4 protein-coding genes and 1 other annotated feature are annotated in these 6,665 nt (G+C 48.7%); all 4 genes read left to right on the top strand.

The window, feature by feature from the left end:
• The first annotated feature begins 471 nt into the window (after positions 1-471).
• Positions 472-700: a binding site (T-box leader), on the top strand.
• A 119-nt stretch (positions 701-819) separates the two neighbouring features.
• The 4 genes from DFR60_RS24760 to sigE all read left to right on the top strand — a co-directional run bounded on the left by DFR60_RS24760 (position 820) and on the right by sigE (position 6,463).
• Positions 820-1,821, top strand: a complete 1,002-nt coding sequence (locus DFR60_RS24760) for a YcxB family protein (RefSeq protein ID WP_167437724.1) — start codon at positions 820-822, stop codon at positions 1,819-1,821.
• A gap of 34 nt (positions 1,822-1,855) precedes the next feature.
• Positions 1,856-4,498 (top strand): valine--tRNA ligase, encoded by a 2,643-nt coding sequence (locus tag DFR60_RS24755; protein ID WP_110325299.1) that lies wholly within the window; start codon positions 1,856-1,858, stop codon positions 4,496-4,498.
• A 356-nt stretch (positions 4,499-4,854) separates the two neighbouring features.
• On the top strand, positions 4,855-5,694 hold the full coding sequence (locus tag DFR60_RS24750; RefSeq protein WP_243005175.1) for a sigma-E processing peptidase SpoIIGA: 840 nt from the start codon (positions 4,855-4,857) through the stop codon (positions 5,692-5,694).
• Positions 5,695-5,722: 28 nt separating this feature from the next.
• A complete protein-coding gene (gene sigE, locus DFR60_RS24745) occupies positions 5,723-6,463 on the top strand; it encodes an RNA polymerase sporulation sigma factor SigE (RefSeq protein ID WP_002603561.1) in 741 nt (246 codons plus the stop codon).
• Positions 6,464-6,665 lie beyond the last annotated feature (202 nt).

The following is a 6,665-nucleotide window of genomic DNA, read 5'->3' as shown; positions in this document are numbered from 1 at the left end:
TGTTCCACTAATAATTCATTCAATGTTCCAAGCTTGCGGATGGTTCTGGACGTAGATTTTCCGTTGCCATCTATAAAGGACTGCTTGATGTAAAACGATTCAGCATTCTTTGATTTTGATGTATTTACCTTCATAAGTTATTACCTCCCTCCCCCTATTATACCACAAAAAAGCTAAAAAGCCTATATATGAAAACATAAAATTTGACAAAAAAATATAAGCCAGTAGCGGCTTAGCGGTGTTTTTTTTAGATTGGGGGTGTCAAACTCCCGCAAACTATGATCCCGATATCATTCCGCTGCTTGACGCCCCCGCGGGAATGGCATTTTTCCGCGGTGACGATGGGAAATTCTATGTGGATGCGGGTGCGAATGGAGGAAATTGAGAATAGAGAGATGACCAGTTCTTTTTGGCACCCGACTAACAGGGGTTGACAAATGCTGAAAAAACCTCTATGATATCACCATAAAGAAAAAGGTAATGAAGAAGAGGAGTACGTTCATAACCCTGACAGAGAAAACCATTCACCGGCTGAAAGATGGTTAAGGAAGTGTGTGCGGAAGGTAGCTTTGGAACCGGAGTGCTGAAATGCAGTAGTGATCAGTAGGCGCTCACGCGTGGTTTGCGTTAAAGACCGTGAGAGCTGTGGTGCAGTCTGCCGCAGGAAAAAAGGTGGTACCGCGGATTGTTCGCCCTTTGCATGGAATACATGCAGAGGGCTTTTTTAATTTCACAGGAAAATTCGTTCTATGAATAAAAACCCTCCGGGAGGAGGTTCTCCGCGCTAAAACAGATAAGTAAATGGAAAGGAGAATCGCCGTGGAACCTTTGTTTATCAATACATACCAGATGACACCCGAGCTGCTGCAGGAGTATACGAACTGTATGACAGCCCCGAGGCGAAAGGTTCTGCTTGTACTCGGAATCCTGTGTTTCATCTGGGGAATCCTGTTTACCTCTCATGCAGCACTGAGAGTTCTGCTGCCTGTTCTGGGAGTAACAGCGATCCTTTGCAGCGTGTTTTACAGTGCCTGGCTTGCGAAGAAGAATTACAGGAGATATGAAATGAGCCACGCCGGACTGGATAAAATAATATCGTTTTATCCGGACAGAATGGAATGTGTGAATGACGGCGGGGAGGCAAAGACCTTTTACTATAGGCACATAACCAGAGAGAAGGAGTCTGGCAGCCTGTATTCCATTGTCATAAAAAATAAAACCGGTATTATTGTAAAGAAGGATTCCTTTCAAAAAGGGACCTTCGAAGAATTCCGGGAGTTTATGAAGCAGGGGAGGCATAACCTTCCGGAAAGATATGAGGCCTCGGGCAGAAACGACGTCCCTTCATTTGAAAATTCATACCAGGTCACGCCGGAGCTGCTTCAGGAATACACAAAATGCATGACCGCTTCGAGGCGAACCGTCCATATCGTACTTGGAGTCGTGTATCTGGCCTGGGGGCTGTTATTCCCGGTCCATATCGTGCTTAAGCTTCTGCTGGTTGTCCTGGGAGCGTTATTCCTTCTCCTCAGCGTTTTTTACAGCGCCAGGCTGGCAAAAAGGAACTACAAAGTCTATGAACTGAGCCATACCGGAATGGGAAAGACCATATTGTTTTATCCGGACAGAATTGAGTGTGCAAATGACGGTGAAGCGGCGAAAACATATTATTACAGCCAGATTTCCAGGGTGAAAGAGTCAAGCGGCCTGTACGTCATTGTCATAGAAAAAACCATAGGCATTATGGTAAAGAAAGATGCTTTTCAAAAAGGAGATTTTGAAGAGTTTCAAAGCTTCATGAAACAGGGCAGACAGCCTTAGAAAAATAAGAAAGAAAACAGATAAGGAGAATACCATGAAAGAACTAGAAAAAAATTATAATCCTGCCGAAATTGAGGGCAAGATATACCAGAAATGGCTGGACAAGAAGTATTTCCACGCAGAGCCCAATCCGGACAAGAAACCGTTTACCATTGTGATGCCGCCGCCAAATATCACAGGCCAGCTTCATATGGGCCACGCGCTGGACAACACCATGCAGGACATTTTAATCCGCTACAAACGGATGCAGGGATACGAGGCGCTCTGGCAGCCAGGTACGGATCACGCGGCGATCGCCACAGAGGTCAAGGTAATCGAGAGCTTAAAGAAGCAGGGAATCGATAAGGAGGACCTGGGCCGTGACGGATTCCTGGAGAAATGCTGGGACTGGAGAAAGGAATACGGCGGACGCATTATCAACCAGCTTCATAAGATGGGCTCCTCCGCAGACTGGGACAGAGAACGTTTTACCATGGACGAGGGCTGTTCAGAAGCGGTGCAGGAAGTATTTATCCGTCTGTATGAGAAAGGCTATATTTACAAGGGATCCAGAATCATCAACTGGTGCCCGGTATGCCAGACCTCCATATCGGACGCCGAGGTAGAGCATGTGGATCAGGACGGATTTTTCTGGCATATCAACTATCCGGTAGCGGGAGAGGAAGGTTCCTTTGTGGAGATCGCAACCACGAGACCGGAGACGCTTCTCGGTGATACGGCTGTGGCAGTTAATCCGGAGGATGAGCGCTACACCAATCTCGTTGGAAAGATGCTGGAACTACCTCTCACGGGACGCACCATCCCGGTGATTGCCGACTCCTACGTAGACAAAGAATTCGGCACCGGATGTGTAAAGATCACACCGGCCCATGACCCTAACGACTTCGAGGTGGGCAAACGCCACAACCTTCCGGAGCTTACGATTATGAACGACGACGCGACCATCAATCTGCCTGGCAGCAGGTACGATGGGATGGAGCGCTATGAGGCCAGAAAAGCCATCGTAGAGGATCTGAAGAAGCTGGGTCTTCTCGTAAAGGTGGTTCCCCATACCCACGCTGTAGGTACTCACGACCGCTGTAAGACCACGGTAGAGCCGATGGTTAAGCAGCAGTGGTTTGTACGCATGGAAGAGATGGCAAAGCCGGCGATCGAGGCGTTAAAGACTGGAAAACTGAAATTTGTGCCGGAGCGTTTCGATAAGACGTATCTGCACTGGCTGGAGAGCATCCGCGACTGGTGTATTTCCAGACAGCTGTGGTGGGGCCACAGGATTCCGGCCTATTACTGCGACGAATGCGGAGAGATCGTTGTAAGCAAGGAAAGACCGGAGAAGTGCCCGAAATGCGGATGCACCCACCTTACTCAGGATGAAGATACGCTCGACACCTGGTTTTCTTCTGCTCTGTGGCCGTTCTCCACACTCGGATGGCCGAATGAGACAGAGGACTTAAAGTATTTCTACCCGACAGACGTGCTGGTAACCGGTTACGATATTATTTTCTTCTGGGTGATCCGTATGGTGTTCTCGGGTATCGAACAGACCGGAGAGCTGCCGTTCCACACCGTGCTGATCCATGGACTGATCAGAGATTCCGAAGGCCGCAAGATGAGCAAGTCCTTAGGCAACGGTATCGATCCGCTGGAAGTCATCGACAAGTACGGCGCGGACGCCCTGCGTATGACACTCATTACCGGCAATGCCCCTGGAAACGATATGCGTTTCTATTGGGAGAGAGTGGAAGCCAGCCGGAACTTCGCCAACAAGGTATGGAACGCTTCCCGTTTCATGATGATGAATATTGAGAAGGCGCCTGACAGTCAGGCGGAGCTGTCTGATCTGACCATGGCGGATAAATGGATCCTTTCCAAGGCCAACACCCTGGCCCGCGAGGTGACGGATAATTTAGACAAGTATGAACTGGGAATCGCCCTCCAGAAGGTTTACGACTTTATCTGGGAGGAATTCTGCGACTGGTATATCGAGATGGTAAAGCCGAGACTCTGGAACGAAGAGGATACCACAAAGGCAGCGGCCATCTGGACCTTAAAGACCGTGCTGATCAATTCCCTGAAGCTGCTTCATCCGTATATGCCGTTCCTCACCGAGGAAATCTTCTGCAATCTTCAGGACGAGGAAGAGTCAATCATGGTATCCGCATGGCCGGAATATAAGGAGGAATGGAACTTTGCCGAGGAAGAGCATGCGGTAGAGACCATCAAGGAAGCGGTAAGAGGCATCCGGAATGTCCGGACTTCCATGAACGTTCCGCCGAGCAAGAAGGCAAAGGTATACGTTGTATCAGAGAACAGCGAAATCCTGGATATCTTTGAGCACAGCCGCGTATTCTTCGCCATGCTGGGCTATGCCAGCGAAATCGTGCTAAAGAAGGATAAGGAAGGAATCGGCGAAGACGCCGTGTCCGCTGTGATCCATCAGGCAGTCATCTATATGCCGTTTGCCGAGCTGGTTGACATCGAGAAGGAAAAAGAACGGTTAAAGAAGGAAGAGGAGCGGTTATCCAAGGAATTGGCCCGCGTAAAGGGAATGCTTAGCAATGAGAAATTCGTAAGCAAGGCGCCGGCAGCCAAACTGGAGGAAGAAAAGGCGAAACTGGAAAAATATACACAGATGATGGATCAGGTGAAGGAGCGTATCGCTCAGTTAGGCGAATAAGAGCACGCAGCCTGTCCTGTTTATCAATCTCTATAAGAAAAGAGTCGAACCTGGTGGTAAAAATCTGCCTGGTTCGACTCTTTTTTTTCGTGTAATAGGAAAGTTCTCCTATACAAAAAGCCCTCCGGGCAGGAGGCACACTCCGCGCTAAGGAAGTATGGCCGCTGAAGCAGCCGCACTCCGGAGGATCCTGTATTTTGAGCGTGTAAAAGGCTGGTGCAAACAGATGTTTGACCATAAAATGTCGAATCATGATGAAAATACCGGGAAAAAGGCGATGAAAAACAGGAATCAGGGCCGCCGTTTTGACAAAATCTGAAGGTCTCTCTGACTATAATGTTCATACAGGGCAGGAGGTGAGAAAACTTTTAGTGACGGTTGACTTATACATAGATGTATTTTTTGTCATAAACATGATCCTGGATTATCTTGTGCTTTCCATAACCGGAAAGGTGATGAGATACCGGGCGGGCAGATACAGAATCGTGCTGGGCGCTGCTTTGGGAGCTGCCTGGGCCGTCCTGTGCGCGGCATTTCCGTCCATTCCCCCCGCAGTCTCTTTTTTTATGACCTACGCCGTGGTCAGCTGCCTGATGGTGGTGACTGCATTCGGCGTCAGAAAGAAGCGGGAGATTGGCAAGGCTGTAGCCTGCCTCTATCTGGTGACCGTCATGATGGCCGGAGCCATGCAGGCTCTCTACCAGCATACGATGGCCGGTTATTATATAGAACAGATCCTTCGCGGAAATAACCGTGCGGCCATGCCGTTTTGCCGGCTGCTGCTGCTGGCTGCCGGCGCTTACTTCGGAATGAGGTGTATTCTGGGCTTCGTTCTGGAGGCCAGAAAGAGCCGGAACCATTTCTACGAGGTGACAATGCATTACAGAGGGCGGAAGAAGACGGTGACAGCGCTTCTCGATACCGGTAACCGGCTGTATGAGCCAGTGACGCACCGGCCGGTTCATGTGGTGACCTACGAGGCGCTTAAGGAACTGTGCGAGAGCGTGTCCTCTGTCATATACATTCCGTTTGGGAGTGTGGGAAAGAAGGAAGGCGTGATGCCCGGGATTTTCCTGGATGAAATGGAAATACGCCAGGGCAGTGACGTGAAAATTATAGAAAAGCCTCTGGTGGCTGTCTGCCGCCGTCCCCTGTCTGTAGATGGGGAATACCAGATGCTTCTGCATGAAGATTAGTTTCAGATGAAAAGGAGAGATTACCGATATGATATTAAAAGTTTCCGTACCAAACCGTTTCCAGTTTAAAGCCGTACCAACGTTTAAGACGCTGATGATGCCGAAGCAGGGAGAGATTCATTACATTGGCGGCGCCGATATTCTTCCGGCCCCACTGGATAATGAGTCCGAGGCGAGAGTGATTGCCATGCTGGGAGGCGAAGACGACCAGAGCGCAAAGTCGGAGCTGATCGAGCATAATCTCCGCCTTGTCGTCTACATAGCCAAGAAATTTGATAATACCAGTGTCGGCGTAGAGGACTTAATCTCCATCGGAACCATCGGCCTGATCAAGGCGATCAACACCTTTAACCCTGAGAAGAACATCAAACTGGCCACCTACGCGTCGCGCTGTATTGAGAACGAGATTCTCATGTATCTGCGGCGCAACAATAAGACGAAGATGGAGGTCTCCATCGATGAGCCGTTAAATGTGGACTGGGATGGAAATGAACTTTTGCTGTCCGATATTCTGGGAACAGACGAGGACGTGATATACAAGGATTTAGAGACAGAAGTGGAACGCAATCTCTTAAATTCCGCCATCAGCCGGCTGAGTCCAAGGGAGAGAAAGATCGTGGAGCTCCGCTTTGGCCTGTCCGACGAGGAGGGAGAGGAAATGACCCAGAAAGAGGTGGCCGATTTGCTCGGAATCTCCCAGTCCTATATTTCCCGTCTGGAAAAGAAGATTATGAAGAGGCTGAAAAAAGAAATCGTACGTTTTGAGTAGCGGCAGAAATGTAATATTTATGCGTTTTTTCTTTAAAAATAATTTAATGTATAGTATAATAATAAAATGTGGCACGTCGGAAAGGTATAAGGCTTTCCGGGTGCCATTTTTTACTTTACTTGAATAAATAAGATTATTTTTCGCAACTTTTTTAGAACAGGAAACGTCTAACAGACAGAAGAGGAGAGAGGAGGAAGAATAT

It is taken from the genome of Hungatella effluvii, from assembly GCF_003201875.1.
GTDB classification, from domain to species: Bacteria; Bacillota; Clostridia; order Lachnospirales; family Lachnospiraceae; genus Hungatella; species Hungatella effluvii.
The sequence above is the reverse complement of the archived record's forward strand: the minus strand, read 5'-3'. Positions and strand labels throughout refer to the sequence as shown.

Excerpts from the sequence above, each read along its gene's own strand:
- DFR60_RS24755 (WP_110325299.1), top strand. The coding sequence starts at position 1,856 with ATGAAAGAACTAGAAAAAAATTATAATCCTGCCGAAATTGAGGGCAAG.
- sigE (WP_002603561.1), top strand. The coding sequence starts at position 5,723 with ATGATATTAAAAGTTTCCGTACCAAACCGTTTCCAGTTTAAAGCCGTA.